Source organism: Actinomadura harenae (assembly GCF_003696215.1).
GTDB lineage: Bacteria > Actinomycetota > Actinomycetes > Streptosporangiales > Streptosporangiaceae > Spirillospora > Spirillospora harenae.
Window position 1 is genome coordinate 12,757 of record NZ_RFFG01000093.1, and the last position, 17,789, is coordinate 30,545.

General features: G+C 68.3%; 20 protein-coding genes and 1 tRNA gene. 5 read left to right on the forward strand and 16 right to left on the reverse strand.

The window, feature by feature from the left end:
• Positions 1-2 precede the first annotated feature (2 nt).
• Positions 3-2,570: a hypothetical protein gene (locus EBO15_RS34030; protein ID WP_122198587.1), complete on the forward strand. Its 2,568-nt coding sequence runs from the start codon at positions 3-5 to the stop codon at positions 2,568-2,570.
• A 793-nt stretch (positions 2,571-3,363) separates the two neighbouring features.
• Here EBO15_RS34030 and EBO15_RS34035 read toward each other — a convergent pair.
• Entirely contained in the window at positions 3,364-3,579 is a 216-nt protein-coding gene (locus tag EBO15_RS34035; protein WP_122198588.1) for a hypothetical protein, read from the reverse strand.
• A 232-nt stretch (positions 3,580-3,811) separates the two neighbouring features.
• Here EBO15_RS34035 and EBO15_RS46410 point away from each other — a divergent pair, with 232 nt between their 5' ends.
• Positions 3,812-3,931, forward strand: a complete 120-nt coding sequence (locus EBO15_RS46410; protein ID WP_211245696.1) for a DLW-39 family protein — start codon at positions 3,812-3,814, stop codon at positions 3,929-3,931.
• Positions 3,932-4,079: 148 nt separating this feature from the next.
• Positions 4,080-4,152: transfer RNA gene (locus EBO15_RS34040), tRNA-Ala, on the forward strand.
• 59 nt (positions 4,153-4,211) lie between these two features.
• Here EBO15_RS34040 and EBO15_RS34045 read toward each other — a convergent pair.
• The 14 genes from EBO15_RS34045 to EBO15_RS43860 all read right to left on the reverse strand — a co-directional run bounded on the left by EBO15_RS34045 (position 4,212) and on the right by EBO15_RS43860 (position 14,138).
• Positions 4,212-5,561: a tyrosine-type recombinase/integrase gene (locus EBO15_RS34045; protein WP_122198589.1), complete on the reverse strand. Its 1,350-nt coding sequence runs from the start codon at positions 5,559-5,561 to the stop codon at positions 4,212-4,214.
• Positions 5,561-5,809: an excisionase family DNA-binding protein gene (locus tag EBO15_RS34050; protein WP_122198590.1), complete on the reverse strand. Its 249-nt coding sequence runs from the start codon at positions 5,807-5,809 to the stop codon at positions 5,561-5,563. Before EBO15_RS34050 ends, EBO15_RS34045 begins: the two co-directional genes overlap by 1 nt.
• Positions 5,806-7,497, reverse strand: a complete 1,692-nt coding sequence (locus EBO15_RS34055; RefSeq protein ID WP_233616615.1) for a replication initiator — start codon at positions 7,495-7,497, stop codon at positions 5,806-5,808. Before EBO15_RS34055 ends, EBO15_RS34050 begins: the two co-directional genes overlap by 4 nt.
• Entirely contained in the window at positions 7,497-7,706 is a 210-nt protein-coding gene (locus EBO15_RS34060) for a hypothetical protein (protein ID WP_122198591.1), read from the reverse strand. Before EBO15_RS34060 ends, EBO15_RS34055 begins: the two co-directional genes overlap by 1 nt.
• Positions 7,703-9,196, reverse strand: a complete 1,494-nt coding sequence (locus tag EBO15_RS34065) for an FtsK/SpoIIIE domain-containing protein (protein WP_233616616.1) — start codon at positions 9,194-9,196, stop codon at positions 7,703-7,705. Before EBO15_RS34065 ends, EBO15_RS34060 begins: the two co-directional genes overlap by 4 nt.
• A 127-nt stretch (positions 9,197-9,323) precedes the next feature.
• A complete protein-coding gene (locus tag EBO15_RS34070; RefSeq protein ID WP_147481785.1) occupies positions 9,324-9,596 on the reverse strand; it encodes a hypothetical protein in 273 nt (90 codons plus the stop codon).
• On the reverse strand, positions 9,593-9,922 hold the full coding sequence (locus EBO15_RS34075) for a hypothetical protein (protein ID WP_122198593.1): 330 nt from the start codon (positions 9,920-9,922) through the stop codon (positions 9,593-9,595). Before EBO15_RS34075 ends, EBO15_RS34070 begins: the two co-directional genes overlap by 4 nt.
• The gene (locus tag EBO15_RS34080) at positions 9,922-10,197 is read right to left on the reverse strand and encodes a hypothetical protein (protein ID WP_122198594.1); all 276 of its coding nucleotides are present in this window, start codon (positions 10,195-10,197) and stop codon (positions 9,922-9,924) included. The genes EBO15_RS34075 and EBO15_RS34080 overlap by 1 nt, the downstream gene beginning before the upstream one ends.
• Positions 10,197-10,619, reverse strand: coding sequence for a plasmid replication, integration and excision activator (locus tag EBO15_RS34085; RefSeq protein ID WP_122198595.1), 423 nt, complete (start codon positions 10,617-10,619; stop codon positions 10,197-10,199). The genes EBO15_RS34080 and EBO15_RS34085 overlap by 1 nt, the downstream gene beginning before the upstream one ends.
• Before the next feature lie 130 nt (positions 10,620-10,749).
• Positions 10,750-11,481, reverse strand: a complete 732-nt coding sequence (locus tag EBO15_RS34090) for a GntR family transcriptional regulator (RefSeq protein WP_158628439.1) — start codon at positions 11,479-11,481, stop codon at positions 10,750-10,752.
• A gap of 125 nt (positions 11,482-11,606) precedes the next feature.
• On the reverse strand, positions 11,607-11,984 hold the full coding sequence (locus EBO15_RS34095; protein ID WP_122198597.1) for a hypothetical protein: 378 nt from the start codon (positions 11,982-11,984) through the stop codon (positions 11,607-11,609).
• The gene (locus EBO15_RS34100; RefSeq protein ID WP_122198598.1) at positions 11,981-12,802 is read right to left on the reverse strand and encodes an endonuclease/exonuclease/phosphatase family protein; all 822 of its coding nucleotides are present in this window, start codon (positions 12,800-12,802) and stop codon (positions 11,981-11,983) included. Before EBO15_RS34100 ends, EBO15_RS34095 begins: the two co-directional genes overlap by 4 nt.
• Positions 12,795-13,298, reverse strand: coding sequence for a hypothetical protein (locus EBO15_RS34105; protein WP_147481786.1), 504 nt, complete (start codon positions 13,296-13,298; stop codon positions 12,795-12,797). The genes EBO15_RS34100 and EBO15_RS34105 overlap by 8 nt, the downstream gene beginning before the upstream one ends.
• A gap of 462 nt (positions 13,299-13,760) precedes the next feature.
• Positions 13,761-14,138 (reverse strand): hypothetical protein, encoded by a 378-nt coding sequence (locus EBO15_RS43860; protein ID WP_147481787.1) that lies wholly within the window; start codon positions 14,136-14,138, stop codon positions 13,761-13,763.
• Between the two features lie 464 nt (positions 14,139-14,602).
• Between EBO15_RS43860 and EBO15_RS34115 the strand changes: the two genes are divergently transcribed.
• Positions 14,603-15,880: a transcriptional regulator gene (locus EBO15_RS34115; protein ID WP_122198601.1), complete on the forward strand. Its 1,278-nt coding sequence runs from the start codon at positions 14,603-14,605 to the stop codon at positions 15,878-15,880.
• Here EBO15_RS34115 and EBO15_RS34120 read toward each other — a convergent pair.
• Positions 15,861-16,520: an HAD family hydrolase gene (locus EBO15_RS34120; RefSeq protein WP_122198602.1), complete on the reverse strand. Its 660-nt coding sequence runs from the start codon at positions 16,518-16,520 to the stop codon at positions 15,861-15,863. The genes EBO15_RS34115 and EBO15_RS34120 overlap by 20 nt on opposite strands.
• Before the next feature lie 202 nt (positions 16,521-16,722).
• Here EBO15_RS34120 and EBO15_RS34125 point away from each other — a divergent pair, with 202 nt between their 5' ends.
• Positions 16,723-17,160, forward strand: coding sequence for a hypothetical protein (locus EBO15_RS34125; protein ID WP_122198603.1), 438 nt, complete (start codon positions 16,723-16,725; stop codon positions 17,158-17,160).
• Positions 17,161-17,789: the final 629 nt, after the last annotated feature.

A 17,789-nucleotide genomic window follows, 5' to 3' on the forward strand; every position in this document is an offset into this window, starting at 1 on the left:
CTATGAACATCGGAGATGGCTTCCCCCTCGGTCGGCTCGCTCGTGCGTTCACCACGGCCACCACGCACGAGGACCAGGCCACGAGGCAGAGCGCCGAGCGGCGTGTGCAGGCGTGGACGCGAGTGCTCGAGGGGAAGACCGACGGGACGCTGACCATCGGAAGCCGCACGCCGGTGGCCGGGCTTCCGGCCTGGGTCACCCTTGAGGTGGTTCGTGGCGGCTTCGCCACCGGCAGGCCGCTGGCGGGCGGTCCGCTTCTCCCCCACGAGGCCGCTGTCGCGCCCGATCGAGCGGCCGGCTTCGCGCACTACCTGACCGATGCGGGCCTGGCCGAGCTCAACGCCATGCTGGACGCCGCGGACTACGAGATCACCGTTCCGGAAGAGGCTGCGCTGCTCACCGTCGCGTGGCTGCTGCGGGAGGGCGATCGTGCCGGTGCCTTCGACGTTCTGGACGCGATCGCGCCGTTCGCCGACAGCCTTCGTTTCGTGCCGGCGCGCCGTCCCGGCCGCCCGGCACGGGACCCGGAGCATGTGTTCCGGACCTCGGTCGGCGAGGCGCGCTCCTCCCTCCTCATGAGGCGGACGCCGCCCGCGATCGACGCGATGCAGGAAGCGCTCAGCGTCTGGAATCCCTTCGCCGATCGCCTGCTCGCCCACTGGCTGACCACCGTGGTGGACGGGCGGGTCGCCGCGTCCTTCCCCGAGGACTGGAGGGTTCGGGCCACCGAGCTGCTGGCCGAGTACCGCGTTCTGGCCGCCAGGCATCGGTTGTGCTCCAAGCCCCGACGCCCGAAGGAGAACTCGACGATCCTGCGTACGGCGATGAAGGACGTCGTCCGAGGGAGTGCTCTGAAGCGCGGTCTGCTGCAACACGCCGTGGACTCGATGGTGGCCAGGAGGGGACGGCCCGGATCTCCAGAGCACGCGGCCCTGCGCGAGCGGCAGGCTGCGGAGGCCGCCCGTCCGACGCATCGTGCGTTGGCCGCGATCGCGGCGGATCGTCTGGCCGGCCTCCCCCAGGATGACGGCCTGCCCGACACCGCCGCCTTCGTGCACCCGGTGACCGAGGACGAGCATGCCCGGACCAGGCGGAGCGGCGTTCAAGGACAGGCGGACGGGCGAGGAGACGAGGCCGAGAGCAGCAAGAACGCTCCGCAGCGCGAGGGCGAGAGGACCTCGACCGCCACCGGTCCGCAGCGGACGGACGCCACCCCCACCGGATGGTCTGCCGTCCCAGACGCCGCCTCCGCCGGACGGCTCACCGCCCCGGACGCTGTCTCCGCCGGACGGCTCGCCGGCCCGGACGCTGCTGCGGCCGGACGGCCTGTCGGCCCCGATGCTGCTGCGGCCGGACGGCTTGTCGGCTCTGACGGCGTGCCCGTCGGAACCGCGATGCCGGACGTCGTGGTGCGGGCGATCTCGCAGGCGTTGAGCGCCCCGATCGGGACGCTGGTCGACCGGCGGATCGTGCCGTCGGCGGAGGTGCTGGCAGGACTCGCCCAGCAGCTGGTGGCGTCCACCGTGGCGGCGGACTACGGCGACCGGGCCCTGGCGGCGCTGAGGTCGGCCGCGTACCGGGCGTTCCGGGGACGGCGCTCGCTGCTGCTGGTGAACCTGGAGAGCCAGGTGCGGTTCGAGGAGCTGCCCTGGGTTCACGCGGTCGCGTCGCGGCGGGGGAGCGGCGGGGACGCGGCGCGCACGGCGGCGCGGGCGACGCTGACCCGGCTGGGCGGGCTCACCCTCGGGGCCTTCCCGGGGACCATCATCCCGAACCGGCTGGTCACCGAGTTCGCGGCCTTGGCAGGCCAGGCGGAGCTGGACGCGCCGTTCGTCGAGGAACTCGCCGCGGACATCTTCATGAGCACCTTCTCCCCGAAGTTCGTGTGGGCGGCCGAGATCGCCGCCGAACTGCTCGACGGGTCGGTCTACGCCCGCTACTACGGCATCGACACGGCACAACTGTGGACGCTGCGCGCGATCGCCGAGAGCGCGTCGCGGCCCACGGCGGGGGCATGGAAGTCGCATGCCGGCCTCACCTCCGATCCTGAGTGGGACGCCGCGAGGAAGTTCGCGGCGCTGTGCTCGTCGCGCGCGGGAGCCCGGTGGGGGCCGGGGACGAGCGCGAAGGGACGCGTCATCGAGCAGTCCCAGATCCTGACCACGCACAACCTCGCCGTGCTCGCCGGGCCGGCGGGCGTGACGCCCGAGCCCGGCTGGCCCGAGCTGGCACGCCGCGCCTTCGCGGTGATGTGCGCACGGCTCGTCACCGCGCACCGGTCGCCCCTGCCCTTGCGCGCCGTCAAGGACGCGGCGTACGCGTGGCGGCAGGCCCTGTTCTTCGTGTCGATGGCCGATGACGCCGAGCCCCACGTCTTCGCCGCGTGGGCTCGGGACGAGACCGAACGCGCCTTCGGACCGGTGGCCACGCGCACGGCCCCGCCGACGGTCGGACTCGACCGGGTGCTCGCGGGGCTGGACCACGTCCTGGACGGCGGCGGTCTGGACGGGGACGAGGCGTACCCGCGCCGCTTCCTGGGCTGGTCCGGCCACTGGATCCTCGGCCGCTGACCACTGATCGAAAACTGGGGACGGAACGTGCGTCCCGCTCCCGAGATCCAGTGTTCCCGCAGTATGCGGCAGGGGAAAGCGCGTCCACAGATTGTGGATAACTCGATGACCTGAGGTCATCCGCCTAAGCGCGGGCATCCCACCCTAAGGCCGCGGACCGGTCGGCGCCGCGCCGTTCCCGCGTGTCGTCTGGTCGGGGCTGTGGATGCGGCGCACAGTGTGGTGCACAGGAAGATGATCTGGGGATCGGGCTGGGGATTTCCGGTGGGCAGAGGTTTCCACCGGATGGGGCACACTGTGGAACCCCGATACCCACAGGCTGTGCATGACGATGGGCAGACCGGGGCCGAAGGCGCACTCTGGCACTGGTCAGAACGTTATCCACCGGGTGGATGACGAGATGCCCGCCTGGGGGTGACCTGGGGACGCGACGTGGATATCTCCCATCACCCTTCTCCCACAGGTTGTGCACGAAAGTTATCCACAGGCTGTGGATTGCGGGGACGGCGGCGAGCGTCGCCCACAGGTCGTCCCCAATGTTGTCCAGAGGGGGCGCCCGGCGCGCGATCCCCTGGCCAGCTGGGGATTCCGGTGTGGAAGAAGGTCCGGCGGTCCCCCGCCCAAGCAGGCAAGAAACGGTTCAAACAGGCCTTTTTGGCCTGTGGATGAAGGTGTTCACGGCGGCTCCCCGCGACCGTGGGTGACGGCTTCCGTACTTGCCCGAAAAGTGCTGTCCGTCACGTGGTTCGATGAAGGCGATCACGTCCGCGCGCTCGGCCACGCCCTCTCGGCGTCACAGTCCGGCGCGCCACAGGAGCAAGATCATCGACGTGAGAACGAGGCCGGCCACACCCAGCGGCCCCTCGCCCAAGGTGATCAGGACGGTGCAGCCGACGGCCATCGTCACGGCGATCACCAGCGGTCCACGCAGGCCCGATGGCTCCGGACGGTCCGTCCCCCCGGGCCCAAGCTCCTGCTCCCAGAGACCGAAGTCGTCCTGTGCGCCCATCGGGACTCTCCTGACGTCGATGCCCCGGATTATCCGGCCGATCGGCGCCCGAATCGAGATGGCGCGTCGGCCACAGCACCCGCACCGTCCTTGGACGGCGCGTCCGATAACGGCACAGGGGGTGCGGATCGCTCGGCGCGGGTTGCTAGGCTGCGGAGAGCCTGGGGGAAGAGTCTCTGATACCCATGTCCCCTCGGGCTGACTTCATAGTCGAGGTGAAGGGGTCCCCACCGTGAAGAAGCTGCTTGTTCTGGCCGTTGTGGCTCTTGGCGGATTCGTTGTCTGGCGTCGTCTGCAGCAGGACCGCGCCGAGCTGGACCTGTGGACCGAGGCGACGTCCACCGACAGCTGAACCGACATTCGCCGTGCATGGCCCCGGCGTGACCGGGACGGATGACCGTTCCGATCCCGCCGGGACCAGGGCGGCGTACGGCCGCGCGCGTCACACGGATATCCGGGCGCGTGCGAGGGCCGTCCCCCGGTAAGCTTTGCTCCGCCGAGGGGCCTTAGCTCAGTTGGTAGAGCACCGGCTTTGCAAGCCGGGTGTCAGGGGTTCGAATCCCCTAGGCTCCACCTGCGAAAACACCCCCGTCCGATCATCGGGCGGGGGTGTTCGTGCAATTAGCGTGCAATTAGGCCACCGGGACCAGCGCGCCAGCCGGCCCTTCGTCGTCCGGGTCGTCCCTCTGAACAACCGCCTTGATCTGCGCATCGATGGCGGCGGCGATGGCCTGTCCTGCCGTTGAGGTCTCGTGCTGGTAGATCATGGCCGCGCGAGGCGAGTCCTGCCCCATGCGCGCCATGAGATCACGCAGGCTTGCACCGCTCCCAGCCGCGATGGTGTTGCCCGTGTGGCGCAGGTCGTGGAAGTGCAGTCCCGGGACGCCGACCGCTTCGGCCGCCTGCGCCCACCGGGAGCCACGGCGGAAGTTCCCCCGCCGGTAGACCATCCCCTTGGGAGACGTGAATACCAGCGCCTCAGGCGCGTCGTCGGTGAAGGACTCCAGGTGATCGAGGATTGCCGGAAGGATCGACCGAGGGAACGGGACAGTGCGGCGCCCGGCCCGTGACTTCGGGGGGCCGATCTCCAGGGCGGAGTTATCGAGTTCGAGGTACTGCCGCGTGACCCTCACGGTGCATGCCGTCGTGTCCAGGTCGCACCGCCGGAGGGCGATCGCCTCTCCCCAGCGAAGGCCAGTGAGGGCCGCGAGCAGGACGAGCGCCCGATACCTGTCATCGTGATCGTCCTTGACCCGCCCAGCCTGAAGCAGTTCCCAGACGGCCCTTTCGGCCGCTTCATGACTGGGGAAGACGTCCGCGATCGGGCATCGTGCACCGTTCGGAGCGGTATAGCGGACCCGGTACTCACCGGACGGCAACTTCCGAAGGTTGGCGACCGGCCGGGACCCGACCAGGTCAGCCAGTCGGAACACCTGCGCCAGAGTGAGAGCCGGACGTTCTTCCGGGTGCTCATCCCCCGCACCCTTGATCCGGCACGGGTTGCGCTGGATCATCTCGTCTTCCTTGACCGCCGTCATGAACACGGCACGCAGCAGCCGGTACGCCTTAGCGGTGACCGACTCCGAGACGCCCTCATCCAGGAGCAGCATGCGCCAGCTTCGGACGGCGCTCGTACGCACATCACCCACCGAGACCTCACCGAAGTGCGGCGCGATGTGCAGCCTGAGCAACCGCTCGTAGAGCTCTACCGTTCGAGGACGCAGCCCAGGCCGCTCCTTGATCCACTTCGCGGTGTAGTCAACGAGCTTGACCTTGGCAAGCTCCGGGTCGATCCAATCGCCCCTGATCATCTGCGCTTCGACCAGCGTGAGCCACTGCTCGGCATCGCTCTTGCGGGCGAACGTCTCGGGCGCGTTGTGGCGCTTACCAGTCGGCCCGAGGTAACTCGCCTGGTACCGGCCGGACGGCAGTTCCCGGACGAGTCCGAAACGGCGATGCCCCTTCTTGTTACCTCTCGCCATTACGCGGCCCTCCAGACGTTCGAGGCGGTGAGCGGTTCGACCAGACCGTTCGCGATGAACTCGTGGGCGGCGGATTCGGGGATGCGGACGAAGCGTCCGAGTTTGACGAAGCGGATGCGGCGTTCGGCGATGAGGCGGCGGGGGAAGCGTTCGGAGGTGTTGAACACCTCGGCGGCTTCGGCGATGGTGAGGAGCCGTTCCCCGGTCGGGAGCGTCGGCGGCGGGGTGAGTGTGCGCTTGGTGGTCATGCTGCCTCCCTCGTTGCCGGAGGTTCTGTGGTGGTGGCCTGTGCGAGCTGTTCGCGTCGCTTGACGCGTTCGTTGATCAGCAGGAGCAGGCGATGTTCGAGTGATCGGACGTCGGGGTCTGCGGGTCCGGCGCGTTCCCAGGCGTAGCCGGGTCCGGTGTCGGTGTTGGTTGCCGAGATCCCGGCCTCCGCGAGACGGGCCAGGACCCACGCTTTGCGGTCGGCTTTGTGGTCGGCGAGAGTTTTGCCGGACCACTTGCGGGAGACGAGGACGCGGCGTCCGCCGTAGCCGAGGTGTTCGCGCTTGTGGGCTTTGCCCTTGCAGAACCCCGGCACCATCCCCGAGCGAGGGTTCTTGGGCTGGACGCCGTAGCGGAGCCAGTTGGAGCAGGTGGGCGAGCACGGCTCATACCGGAGCGCCTCCGCCAGGCGTTCGACGTGGGCCTTCTGCCGGGTGGTCTCGGGCTCGTGGCAGTCGGCCACGCTCTTGACCAGGTACTTGGTCAGGTAGCCGATGCACCGCCGCGCGTCTGGGGTGTCGGCCAAGACGCCCTGTGCGTCGACCTGGCGTCCGAAGCGGACGACGTGCAGGGGTTCGGCGTCGTCGTCCAGGCCGATCCGGTCCAGGGCCTCATCCCAGGTGGACAGGGCCGCACCGGTGTCGGGGTCGATGTAGCCGCTCTGCCCGTCGTCTCCGGCCGCCTCTTCCCAGACCGGCAGCCGGTCATCGGAGTAGACGACGTGATCGGTGGAAGGCCACCACACCTGGTGATACGTGGCCGCCACGACCTGGCGGAGTTCGCGGCGGGAGATGGTGCCGCGGATGGCCATGTGGAGGTGTGGGGCGAGTCGGCGTTGGGGTTCGACGGCGGCGAAGTACTGGACGTCGTAGCCGACGAACCGGCGCAGGTTCTGAACGAACCGGTCCACGAGCTTGCCGAAGTGGATCGCGTCCCGCGCGGCCCGCCGGTAGTCGTAGCCGTCCGGGTCGACCGGTGTCCCGTCGGAGTGCACGCGTCCGTAGGAGTCGAGGGTGAGGGTGAGGAAGATCGACGGCCGGAACGTCTTCCCACCCGGCGCGGTGAAGGTCCTGCCGACCGTCCGAGCATCCACAGGACGGCGGGGAAGGTTGGGAGCGTCCTGACGTCGCCGAGTCGATCGCGTCCGCCGCTTGAGCTGATTCCCCGTATTGAGCGTCCCGCGGACACCGGCGCGTTCGATCTCGACATCGAGTTCGCCCAGCAACCCGTCCCAGAATCCGACGGGTTCCCCGTGCGCGGTTCCCTCGGCTTCGGCCCGGTCGCGTTCAGCCTGAGCTTGGGCCCGCAGTTCCATCAGGTTGCGCTGCTGCTCAGCAGGGCCGGCGCGGACGATTTCGGGTTCGGTGTCGATGTGCCAGCCCTGGGAGCACTGGACGGCGCGGAGCTTGCGCTTGCGCTCGGCGCACGACGGGCAGACCGAGGCGAGGGTGTGCCCGCACGGCACGTAGACGACCTTGGAGTCTCCGGTGTGGAGATCGACCCGCCGCATGGGGACGGGGCGGACACACACGCCGTGGTCGAGCGCGACGGCCTTGACCAGGTCCCGGGCGAGCGGCGGCAGCACCTTCACCCGCCGGGTCTGTTCGACCGGTTCAGGGTGGGCCGCAGTGATCTCGGGCGCGTCGAGGGTGGGTTGGGTGAACGTCATCAGAGATCACCTCCCGTCGTGTTGGTGGTGTTGACCAGGCGCTGTTCCGACAGGCGGCCGTCGGCGAGGAGCACCAGGACGAGGGCTCGGCAGGACTCGCATGTGACTCGGTTGCCGTCCCGGTCGGGTCGATAGGACAGCCAGGAGGGGTTCAGGTGGGCGCAGGCCGGACAGCGCAGCGGATCGAGCCAGTGGCGAGGGGCGTTCACGCCGCCCCCGCGGCGGGCCCGAATGTGTCGCCGTTCTGGTCGTCGTCGTGTGCGAGGGCGTACGTGACCATGGCGCTGATGTCGTCGTCCGACACGTACGCCGCCCGGACGCGAACCGGGTCGGGAGTGGTTTCCAGGCGGACGAACCCGACGCCCGCGCCGATCTGCGGGATCGATGAGATCTCGTCGGCATGGGCCCCGCGGTCACGGGCGCCGTCGCCAAGGATCATGTCGACCTGTTCGGACTCGTCCAGCCGAAGCGCCATCCGGTCGGGGAACAGGTTGCGGAGGTTGTTGACCTCTTTCCGGGCGTCCTGCTGCGCGCCGAGGACGCAGTAGCCGACCGACCGGCCTTGGGTGGTCAGGATGGCAAGGGCGGCTTCGGCGCGCTTGCGCAGGTCACGGTCCGGGCAGTAGGCGGTGAGGAACGCCAGCTCATCCACGATGATCAGCCGGAAAGCGTGCCGGCCACTTGGGGTGAACGACCGGGTGACGCCGCCGAACTCCTCCGCGCGGGCGTTCATGTCCTTGGCCGCGGCTTCGAGCAGCTCGACCATGCCGCCTTTTGGGTCGTCGGAGTACCGGCCGTATCGCTCGAACAGCGCCCGTCCAAAGCTGAGTTCCATGCGCTTGGGATCGATGGCCCAGACCTCCACCAGGCCCGCGATCATCAGGGGGAGCAGGGCCCGGACGACGCTCCAGATGACCGAGCCCTTGCCCGAGCCGGTGGCCCCGGCCACCAGGACGTGAGTCCCCTGCACCCGCAGCCGCCACGGGGCCCCGTCCTCACACCGCCCGATCACCAGCCCGGACAGGTCGACGTCCGCAGCGGCGGCGATCGGCAGGGCCGGGATCGGAGTGGCGAGCACGTCTTTGCGGACGAACTCCAGCCAGACCCGCCCCGGACGGCCCCCGGCGCGAACCCGAACCAGGGACGATCCGAACCCGTGCGCGAGATTCGGTGTTGCCTGCTCCCAGACATCCGGCGCCTGTCCCTTGAGCATCTGAACGAGCACCCGATCCGAGGACGGACCGCACCGGACCCGTTTGATCGACGGGAGGTACTCGCGGCCCTTGTGGGTGCGGGACAGTCCGGCCATGACGATCACCGGTTGCCAGTCCCGCCGGTAGACGCGGACGTACCGCCACTTCGCGCGGGCCGGGTAGCCGACCCACCGCAGGAACTCCGGTCGATCGAGGACCGCCCATGCGCCGAGACCGGCCCCGGCGACGAGCACCAGGACGACGGGCAGGACCCAGCCGACCCGGTACCCCAGCCACCCGAGCCCGGCCAGGACCGAGAGCGGGAGAGCGTTGCGGACGGTGAACACCGTCAGGCGGACGAGGAACCGGACGAAGTTGACCAGCAGCACCAGGCCCTCGGGCATGTGCCAGACCGGCGGCGCCCACTTCGGCCCGGCGAACGGGTCGGTCGAGGCTTCCACGGCGACGTTCTCGCCCGGACCGAGCTTTCGGAACTCCCATGCCATGATGAGTTCACCCCTTCGGGAAGTGCGGACTTTGCGCAGGTAGAGGAAGCAGAAGCGAGGGGGAAGGGGCGGCAGGAAGGGATCAGCTTCCAGCCGCCCCGCCCTCATCTCGCTCGAACTCGCGTGGTCAGGTGGCCCAGGTGAACGCGCCCGGGATCGGCGGAGGCCACGGGAGCATCACCGGCACGACCAGTACCGGACGGGCACCGACCTTCGCGGCAGCCTCAGCCGACCTCGCGGCGATCGCGCAGGGCTCGCAGGAGGATCGGCCGCAGTGACGGCCCATGGTGTGGCACCAACGCACCGCCCGCCGGGAGTCCATCCACTCGACCAGCAGCACCAGGGCACCCACCGCGGCCATGGCCATCAGCGCCAGGCCGAACAGCAGCAGCGCGATCACGCCCCACACTCCGAGCCGTCCGAGCCCGACGAGTCGCCGGACGAGGAGACGGTGTGCTGCTGGTGGAGCTGTTCGACCCTGACCGCGTATGCGGCGAACGCCCCGGCCAGCTCTCGCGCGGACCTCACATCCGCCGCCGTGACCGCCGAGTTGTCGATCGGGGTGATGGAGACATGGACTTCGCCCTGCGTCACGCTCACCTGCGCGGCGTTCTCCGCCGATGTGCACGTCAGCACCCTCAGGGAGTCGTTGCCGAGCAGACTGACCGAGATGCGCGGGGACTGGCCCGGCTCGATCGCGATGGTGGTGTACGTGTACTCGCCCATCAGGCCGCCCGCCCCGTCTGCTCGCTGCGGACACGGCCGCCGGACCGGTACAGGCGCTCCACCTCGATCGCGTACCTGTGCGCCTGCTCGGCCAGGGTCCGGGCGAACTCCACATCTTCGGCCCGCAGCCGCTCGGGCATCGTGAGGGTCACCAGGACCCGACCGGCGACGATCGAGAACAGCGGAGTCCGAGCCCGGAACGCCTTGAACTCGCAGGTCGCACCGGCATCGACCGGCAGCGTGAGCGCCGACATGCGCCCCTTGCCCGCCCCCATCAGGCCGCGTCCTTGGCCTGCGTCGCCGGACGGGTCTTGGCCGTACCACCGGCGGCACCGGCGGGAGCCCGGACGCCACGCGCCCGGAAGGAGTAGGCGATCCGCGGACGCTTCCCCGAGTCGTCCACGTACGGCGTGACCGTCAGCCCGTCGAACTCGCACGGGCGGAACGGTCCGAACACCGCCTCCGGCACGACCGGGCAGACCTGCGCCGAGATCTTCACCTTGATCGCGCTGTTCTTATGGTTGGCCTCCGGGTCGGCGTCGTAGACGTCCACCACCCAGACCGGGAGACCGTTCTCCTTGTCGGTCTCCTGCCGCTTGGTCTCGAAGTTCTCCAGGGGCTCGGCCGCCGCCGTGGCGAACACTCCGTGCGGGAACACCTCACCGAAGCTCACCGGGATCCGTCCCAGAACCGCCATGGTCACACCTCCGCTGGTCGCTGCTTCTGTGCTTAGCAACTCGGGTTATCGAGTTGCTAAGCAAGAACCTACCCCTGGACGGGGCGATCGCAACGAAGGTGACTTAAGTTATTGAGTGACGTGCGTCACATCAGAGCGGGAACGAGTCCGTCAACTCGTGCAGAGTGCCCGGAAGTGCCAGGTCAACGGCCAGCACGCCGCGGCCGGTCGTATCCCGAAGGACACCCAGGACGGCCAGGATCGGTTCGTGCGCGCCCAGCTCCAGGGCGTCGGTCTCCTGCTCGGTGGCGGGTCGTGCCGACAGGCGCTCATCGATGCGCACCAGGCGCTCATCATGGGCGGAGGTCAGCAGCTCACGCACCGGAACCGTCAGAGGCCCGTCCGCTTGCAGGCCCATCGCTTTGGCGAGGTCCAGGGGGAGCCAGAGCGAGACCAGCTCACTCGGGATCTGATCAAAGACGCCGACGTAGCGGCGCAGGAACGCCGGAGCCCCGGCAGCCAGACCCAGAAGCTCGGCTACCGGGGCAGGGACTGGACGCCGTCCAACCTCGATCATCTTGACCGTCTCGGCGGTCTCGTGGCGATCCAGCACAGCAAGGCCCGGCAGACTGCGGTTCGAGTCGTCAGGCGTGCGGGGAGCCTTGACGAAGCTCCCACGCCCGTGGACGCGCTCGACTTCTCCACCGAGCTGCATGTTGTTCAGCGCCCGGACGACAGTCGGGCGGGACGTCCCGAACTCCTTGAGCAGTTCGGTCTCGGACGGCAGCTTGTCCCCGACCTGGTACACGCCCTCAGCGATCCGGCGCCGCAACGTCTCGATGATCTGCTGGTACTTCGGGAGGTAGCGCCAATCGTCCGACATCTGGACCCGCCTACTTGTCGATAACACGAGTAGTCCAAGCGTACCCAGGGTCATTTCTCCCTGTCACACCTCTACTCGCGCCCCGAGCGTGGCGCGATCCGGCCACCCCATCGACCCACCAGGGGTTAGGCGTAGGAGTCCCCGAAGTCGCCCATGGCCTCGCGGAACTCCGCCGAACGGATCTGGTCGGCCACGTCCAGGAGATCCTGTACGGCGGACACCTCGATCCAGATCCGGCGTCCGATCACACGGCCTCCGAGGCTGAGCATGGGCACCCACAACGCGACGCCCATGTAGCCCTCCACTCGGTGGGGTTGGACGTTGAGGACCCAGCCCGCCGTGACCGGGGACGCAGCGAGCGCTTCATGCACGCGCCGGGTGTAGGTCTCGTTGTCCGCCGGGGCATCGGCGTCGAGCATCCACCCCAGATCCGGATCCGAGTCGTGCGGGTGGAACCAGGCTTTCCGGCGGAACCTGGCGGGGTGGATGTGCGGCCATCTCATACCGGGACCCTGATCAGGGCGGTGACGCCGTCATGGTCGGACAGGCGGCGGGCGCCGTCGTCGGCGGACAGCACCGCGTGTTCGAGCACCTGGACGCCGTTGATGTTGGTGTGGATGCGGTCGGCGCGGTGCGGGACGGGTCCGATGCCGAAGCCCACGGTGGGGGTGAGGTCGCCCGCCATCTCGCCCAGGTCGGTGAATCCGGCGGCGGCGATGATCTGGGCGGGTGTGGTGTCGAGCTTGCGTGAGATCTTGGCGTTGGACAGGTCGGTGTCTTCGGGGAGGTCGCGTTCGTCCAGGGCGCGGGCGTTGAAGTCGCCGGCCGCGATCGCTTCGACCTTGCCGAGCAGGTTGAACATCTCGGCCTCGTCCGCGCGGATGCGGGGAGCGCTAGGCGCGAGATGCACCCCGCACAGGTCGATGCGGCGCGCCTTCCCCGTGGCCGCCCCCACCGCGACCTCCACGCGTGCCAAGGCGTGGAACCAGGGCGCGTGGCCGGTCTCGTGGCGCTCCTGGACGACGCGGAGCGTCGAGGTCTCCCGGACCAGGACGGCAAGGTCGCACCCGTACCGGGGAGCGGGCACCAGGTACCGGCCACCGGGCATGTTCAGGTGCCGGGCGACCTGGTGCAGCCGCCGGGAACTCGCCCCACCACCGCCCCACTTGCACTCCTGAAGGAACACCACGTCATGCGGGCCGACCGCTGTGATCCGGTTTAGGATGCCCCGCAACCGGGAATCGTCGGCTCCGTCCGTGCCGCCGTTGTGCAGGTTCCACGTCGTGATCCGCAGCGTGCCACCCATCGGCATGTCACTCATCGGTTTTCGCCTCCGTGTCTGCGTTGATGCCTGTACCGGCGGGGTCCCCCGCCGGGTCGTTCACGGTCTGGGGCGGGGTGAGGGTGTTCAGAAGGTCAAGGGCGGAGGTGGTGTGGCTGAGGAGCATGTGTGAGCCACCGAGGGTGTTCCGGCACGAGGACAGGTTCACGAGCACCTCGTCCAGCACCCGCAGCCGCTCGCGCACCTTGGCCGCGTCCTTGTCGTCCCAGACCGCGCCAGCCGAACGCGACGCCATGGACTCCGCGACGGTCCGGTCATGAAGGGTTTTCATCTCGGACTCGACCTCATGAAGGACGCCGAGGAACTCGTCCCAGGCCCAGAACACCAGGTCCAGCACGCGCCCGGCCGACTCCACCGGCCCTGCGGACTCCACTCGCAGCCCGGCCCCGACCGCTTCACGAAGCCCCCACGCCGCCAAGCGCACCACCTCAGCCAGCGGCAGCGCCTGCGAGGACGGATCCTCTGCCTCGGCCAACTGCCCGACCAGACCGCACAGAGCAGCGATCGGGTCTTGACCGGGCATCGGTTCACAGGTGGCCGGAAGGGCGAACGGCCTGCCCGGCTCCAGTGGCCTGCGATCCCGTGGCCCGGGGTCCCGTGCTCGGCCAGGGCCACCGGTCCGCATGAACAACCGCATCACGCAACTCCCTCGGACTTGAAGCCTCCACCAGGCGCACGCCCCGGTATGACCGGACCACCGCCCACCACGAATGCGTGGACTCGCCGAACCACGCGGACTCCACACGACCGCCGTACTCCTCCCGGAGTGCACGGGTGACCACCCCGGAATCCGTCAGGCGTCCCGCGGATTCACCTGCGGAACCGGCCTCCCGACCTGAATCACGCCCGCCGGGGTCGCCAACGGCACCACCCGGAACCGGCGCGGGGAACTGAATGGGAGTGCGGCCGGGGACATCGCTGGGGAACTCGCCGCGCATCACGGCACCTCGGCGTTCGTGAACGGCACCGCCAGCACTCGCGCGATGGCGTCCGCCGCCAACCCCGTCTCGGAGACCGGGCACAGGTGCTCCAGCTCCGGCGGGTCATCACGGTTCGGCCCCGACCAGGCCCAGAACCACCACAGTTCGCGGTCCGGCCAATCCGGACGGCACCACACCTCCTGGTTCAGCCCCGGCGACAGTGCCGCGCCCACCAGGTCATCCGGGGCAGGCTCTCCAGCCGGGTTCCGTGCCCGCACCGCGCCATGCCCGAGAACCCTCGCGACCAGGCCACGCGCGGCCAACTCCACCACCAACGCCCGCGCCGCCGGAGCCCACGCCGCAGCCTCCACCACACTCAACGGCTGATCACTCATCACCTGCCCCCTTCACCTTGGAAGCGGGACCGGTGATCCGGGGACATGGCCAAGAGACGAAGCGCCACAAGCGCCCGCGGGGTACCTCTGCCATCCACAACAGATCACCGGCCCCGCAGCTCATCACGCGGCCCGTGCCCGTCGCTCTGCGGAGCACAAGGCGCATGGCTCCCGCTTCCGGGTCGGGGGCGTCCCCTTGGGCGAGCCCCAGACGAGGACGAAGCGTCGAACTGAGACCCACTTCCAGCCACGTCCCCGGCAGCTCTCGCAAGAGGTGGCTTCCCGCTCATCTCGCATGCCGACAAGAGTCCTCTGGCGTAACGTCCTCTTGAAGGTCCTCTATGGGTCCTTAAGAGGACTCTTAGAGGACGTTAGAGATCCAAGATGGGGGCTGGTGTCCGCTCAAAGACCGTTTGTAGGTACCGTCAGAGGCGTAGAGGACACCACGTAGGAGGTGGGATCAGGTGACGCGACCAGCCGGGAACACCCGTCTCAAGGCCGCTCGGCAGCACGCCGGGTACGCCTCACAGCAAGCCTTGGCGGATGCGATGACGAGAGCCGCGCCGCTTCTTGATCTGGGCCATATCCAGGTGAGCGCCCGTCAGATCCGTCGGTGGGAGTCGGTGAACCCGCCATGGCCCCGAGCCGATCATCAGCGGCTCCTGACCCATGTCCTGCAGCTGCCGATCGAGCAGCTCGGCTTCACCCCGCCGTGGGAGACCAGCGGCCCGGCCACGAACAGCGCGGGCCCGGCACCGCACACAGGAACAGCGCCTCAGGCACTGGGCACGACGCTGCCCTTGCCGAACACGTCGGCCGCTCTACAGCCACCGACCGTCGGAGCCGACTTCGCCGCGATCAATGCGGCACTTCGCCGCCTCTACTTCAGCGTGCAGCCTGCCCAGCTCCATCCGGCGGTGCTGGAACACACCAAGCTCGGAACCCAACTACTCGCCGAGACCACCGGTGTACCCCGCCGCATCCTGGCAACTGCGTTGGCCGAGGCCCTGCTTTTGGTCGGCCGGATCGAGTTCTTCGACCTGCGCCAGCCGGACGAGGCGGACGCGACCTACGTCCGAGCGCTCCAGGCCGCGGGGGAGGCCAACGACTCCCTGTTGGGAGCGGCGATCCTGGCACACGCCGCGTTCATCCCCGGTTGGGACGGCCGCCGCGAGGAGTCAGCCGAGCGGATGCGCGCAGCCCGCACTTACGCCCGACGCAGCCCGGCCCCGCCCGAGTTCTGGGCATGGCTGGATGCAGTAGAAGCCGAATGTGAGACGAGGTGCGGTCACCCGCGCGAGGCGCTCCGGCTGATCAATCACGGGGAACTCGTGCTGGCTGAGGGCGTCGAGGCTCCGGCCCCCGAGTGGTTCAACTGGTTCTCGCCGGTCAGTCTCCAGTCCTTCAAGGGAGACACCCAGCTCAAGGCCGGTCAGCCTGCTCAGGCCAAGGCGACTCTAGAGGCCGTCTTGGAGACAATGGCCGACACCAACGCCAAGCAGCGCTCGGTCATCCTCGGAGACCTGGCCGCCGTCGAGATCGCGCTGAAGAACCCCGAGGGCGCTGCCGCGTACGCCGAACAGGCCCTCGACCAGCTCTCGGCCACCTGGTACGCCACCGGCATGGACCGCGTGAACCAGGTCCGCCGAGCCCTGCAACCGTGGTCCGACAGCGACGCCGTCCGCCACCTGGACGACCGCCTGTACGACTGGCAGACGACGGTCAGTTCGTTGCAGCGTTGAACTCAGCGACCCGGCCCGGAAGCTCACCCAGCGAATCGATCCGCATCGTCGCAACGCGGTCGGCTTCCGGGTCGTCCTGCTGAATGATCCCCCACGGCCCCCGCCGGATCAGCGCCGTCAGCAACCCGACCTCAGCAGCCGGCCGAATGTCGTTGTCCAGCCGGTCGCCCACGTACAAGATCTCGTCCGCCTCACACGGCGCAGCGTCCACCACACACCGGAAGAAGTCGGTGTCAGGCTTGGACACACCCCAGTCGTCCGACGTGGCGATCAGATCCGACGGCAGATCCAACGACCGCAAGATCCCCCCAGCCCGAACCGTCTGGTTCCCCGCGATCCCCACCCACAGCCCGTCATCCCGCAGCTTCGCCAACGACGGCCGCACATCCGGGTAGAAATCAGCCTCCCCGAACGTCTCCGGCTTCCCCGCCGTAGCCCGCTTCTCACGCTCCGCGGCCAGATCGAACCCCGGCGCGAACACCTGGAACGTCTCCCGATAGTCCAACCCCCGAGCGATGACCGCCCCGAACATCGCCGAGAACGTGTGACGCGGCACGCCCAGCCAGTCAGCCCACGTTCCGTACTCGGTCGTCTCGTTCACCAGGCACTCGCCGACATCGAAAACCACAGCTCGGATCATGCGCCCAGCCTAAGGGCGCGTTCTCTCGTACTTGACATGCGCCTCCGCCAGGGTGATCAGAGCGTCTGCGCCTGTAGAAGCAGCCGACAATGCACCCCAGCGTGTCCCTCCGAGTCTCCTTCGGGATGAGGACCTGAGGTCGCACGGATCATTGAGGCAAGAACGACCTCGATCTTCGTCGTGAAGCCCCATACTTGGGCGCATGGCGCTGGACGAGACTACTGAGGCGCTCTTTCGCGCTGCTGACACGAGCATCCTTCTAGCTCTGCTGCCGCTCCTTCAAAGCCAAATCGAGCAGACTTCGACTGAGATGAGGCGCACTGGGGGTCAACGGAAGGACTTTGCAGACGCAGACGCCGAGATCACGGAGATGTACAGCGAGGCATTGGCAAGCCTCCATGTGAAACTAGGCGATGACCCGGATGCAAATAAGGCGCTTCGTGATCTCCGGGACAAAGTCAACGATTCGCTTGGTAGATTGCGTGAGGGTGATGGGAAGTTCGCTCGGCAATTTGAGGCTCTCCTCGGGTATTTGGCTGACCTAAAGCAGCGCGAACTCTGGGTCCTGATTGAGCTGAAGCGTCGGGGGTACCTCCCCTGGCTCCCATGGGAAGGGCGGCTCTACCGCGAAGACGCCTAGTCGTCAGCGGAGACTACTGGACTTGTCCGACCGGGATCTGGTTGTGTGAGATGAGGGGGTGGGTGATTCCCTGCCCCCTCATCCTCGGTCCCAGCAAGTGTGAGAAGAAGTCGGTAGCTACTAAAAGCCGGATACCGGCTGCCCATTGTATGTTCCGCCATGGCACGCAAGTCCAATTCGCGTGCCACCACCTACGATTTCCACCTTTCCGCCACCTTTCACGCACTGATCGCGCGTGACACTGCCGGGCATAGCCGCTGAGGCCGGAACAGTGTCGGCCAGAGAGAAGGCGGTCAGCGAGGCGGTTGCCGCCAAGGCAATGGCGGACAGTCGGCCAGCGAAGGTTGCCATGTTCGGTCCTCTCATCTATGGATCACTACCGGCAACTACTACCCGTAAATAATCCATCTACGCACTGTGTCAATCCGGTGTGTCCTGGTCAGTGGTCGTATGCGTGGTTTGTCGTCGCGTCCCAGGCATCGTGAAACGGGTGTCCGTCTCATTGCCCTCATGAGTCGGGCCTTGCCGAATTTGGCCGTTTGGGATCAAGGGCGGCGGCGCTCGCGCCGTTGGCGCGGCCCGCCGCCAGCGCGGCCGGAGCGTGCGGCGTGGGCGCCGGTCACCGGCCG

Bases quoted from the DNA above. Each gene is read 5' to 3' on its own strand.
- EBO15_RS34030 (WP_122198587.1), top strand. From the start codon at position 3: ATGAACATCGGAGATGGCTTCCCCCTCGGTCGGCTCGCTCGTGCGTTC.
- EBO15_RS34035 (WP_122198588.1), bottom strand. From the start codon at position 3,579: ATGGGCGCACAGGACGACTTCGGTCTCTGGGAGCAGGAGCTTGGGCCC.
- EBO15_RS34045 (WP_122198589.1), bottom strand. From the start codon at position 5,561: ATGGCGAGAGGTAACAAGAAGGGGCATCGCCGTTTCGGACTCGTCCGG.
- EBO15_RS34050 (WP_122198590.1), bottom strand. From the start codon at position 5,809: ATGACCACCAAGCGCACACTCACCCCGCCGCCGACGCTCCCGACCGGG.
- EBO15_RS34055 (WP_233616615.1), bottom strand. From the start codon at position 7,497: ATGACGTTCACCCAACCCACCCTCGACGCGCCCGAGATCACTGCGGCC.
- EBO15_RS34065 (WP_233616616.1), bottom strand. From the start codon at position 9,196: ATGGCATGGGAGTTCCGAAAGCTCGGTCCGGGCGAGAACGTCGCCGTG.
- EBO15_RS34075 (WP_122198593.1), bottom strand. From the start codon at position 9,922: ATGGGCGAGTACACGTACACCACCATCGCGATCGAGCCGGGCCAGTCC.
- EBO15_RS34080 (WP_122198594.1), bottom strand. From the start codon at position 10,197: ATGGGGGCGGGCAAGGGGCGCATGTCGGCGCTCACGCTGCCGGTCGAT.
- EBO15_RS34085 (WP_122198595.1), bottom strand. From the start codon at position 10,619: ATGGCGGTTCTGGGACGGATCCCGGTGAGCTTCGGTGAGGTGTTCCCG.
- EBO15_RS34090 (WP_158628439.1), bottom strand. From the start codon at position 11,481: ATGTCGGACGATTGGCGCTACCTCCCGAAGTACCAGCAGATCATCGAG.
- EBO15_RS34095 (WP_122198597.1), bottom strand. From the start codon at position 11,984: ATGAGATGGCCGCACATCCACCCCGCCAGGTTCCGCCGGAAAGCCTGG.
- EBO15_RS34100 (WP_122198598.1), bottom strand. From the start codon at position 12,802: ATGAGTGACATGCCGATGGGTGGCACGCTGCGGATCACGACGTGGAAC.
- EBO15_RS43860 (WP_147481787.1), bottom strand. From the start codon at position 14,138: ATGAGTGATCAGCCGTTGAGTGTGGTGGAGGCTGCGGCGTGGGCTCCG.
- EBO15_RS34120 (WP_122198602.1), bottom strand. From the start codon at position 16,520: ATGATCCGAGCTGTGGTTTTCGATGTCGGCGAGTGCCTGGTGAACGAG.
- EBO15_RS34125 (WP_122198603.1), top strand. From the start codon at position 16,723: ATGGCGCTGGACGAGACTACTGAGGCGCTCTTTCGCGCTGCTGACACG.